The sequence below is a fragment of the Lactiplantibacillus sp. 30.2.29 genome (genome assembly GCF_018991255.1).
Classification (GTDB): Bacteria; Bacillota; Bacilli; order Lactobacillales; family Lactobacillaceae; genus Lactiplantibacillus; species Lactiplantibacillus pentosus.
In genome coordinates, this window is sequence record NZ_JAGYGU010000090.1 from 1 (window position 1) to 1361 (window position 1361).

General features: G+C 42.5%; 1 protein-coding gene and 1 pseudogene. Both read left to right on the forward strand.

Annotation, left to right across the window (positions count from 1 at the left end; all coding sequences use genetic code 11):
• Nucleotides 1-1170: IS21 family transposase (gene istA / locus KGF65_RS16625; protein ID WP_216788262.1), on the forward strand; the 1170-nt coding region annotated here is incomplete at its 5' end.
• A gap of 9 nt (nucleotides 1171-1179) precedes the next feature.
• A pseudogene (locus KGF65_RS16630) lies at nucleotides 1180-1361 on the forward strand (IS21-like element ISCbo2 family helper ATPase IstB); the annotation flags it as partial.

Sequence of the window (1361 nt, forward strand, 5' to 3'; positions counted from 1 at the left end):
CCTAACTTCGCCGAGATTGCCCGGCAATATAATGTTGATTATCGAACCGTTAAGAAAGCCTATGAGGAAGTCAAAGCTGGACTTAAGGGCCGACCAAGTGGTCGACCGAAACGGCCAAGTTTACTGGATCCATTCAAGCAAACCATCGATTCAAAGCTTGAACTAAATTGTTCGGCTGCTTCAATTTTTAAATTTATCCAGAAGAAGGGCTTTACCGGCAGCTATACCCTCGTGAAAGATTATTGTCGCCAAACCCGCCGAGAACGAGTTAAGAAAGCTACCATTCGGATTGAACATTCCCCTGGTCTCTCTGCTCAAGTTGACTGGAAAGAAGAAATGGCCCTAGTGAGCAGCGAGGGTGAGCTGTTTAAATTCAATATTTTCTTGTATGTATTGCCTTATTCAAAACTCAAATATATGACACTAACCTTTGATCGGAGCCAAGATACCCTCTTTTCTTGCTTACACGACGCTTTCCTTCATACCGGAGGTATTCCGACGGAAATCTGGTTTGATAATATGAAAACCGTTGTGGATCATACAAAATCCCAGTTTGGCCACGCTGTCTTTAACGAACGGTTCCACGAATTCTGTAAAGATGCCGGTTTCACACCAATTGCTTGTCGACCATTCAGACCACAAACTAAAGGTGCAGTTGAAGCCCTTGCTCGCACGGTTGAACGTTTACGGCCATACAATACTGAATTTGCTGATGGAACTGAGCTAATCGAACTAGTTCATATGCTCCGAGATGATCTAAATCATGAAACTTCGCAGGCCACGGACGAAGTCCCGTACCTGAAATGGTTAGACGAAGAAAAAGAGTACCTTCATCGCGTTCCAGTTAATCTCCTTGAACCATACTTCGAAGAAAACATTACCCGTGTCGTTTCGAAGGAGGCCATGATCAATTTCCGCAAATGTAAGTACTCAGTAGATCCGCGATACATTGGTTGTACGGTTGCTGTTGAAATCTCCAATGATGAGCAGCGCATCCACATTTATTATAACAGAGAAGAAATTCGTACGCACTCCATAACTACCAATTCGCTGAATTATGACCCCCAAGATCAGTTCAATATCCTCAAATCTGATTTGCTTAAAGGGCGGACAGATGAAGACATTTCAGCTTACATTCGTGAACATATGACTGATTACGACAACTTATAGGAGGCTACCATGACCACTAATAATCAAATTCTTTTAAATAATCTTGAGCGCTTAGGGTTAAACAAAATCCGTGAATACTTGCCGAATTACCTTGATCAAATTCACACTGATAATCTGTCATTAACTGAGGCGCTAATTGATTTAACTAATTCGGAACTCCAGAATCGACACGAAGGTCAGATTGCACGGGC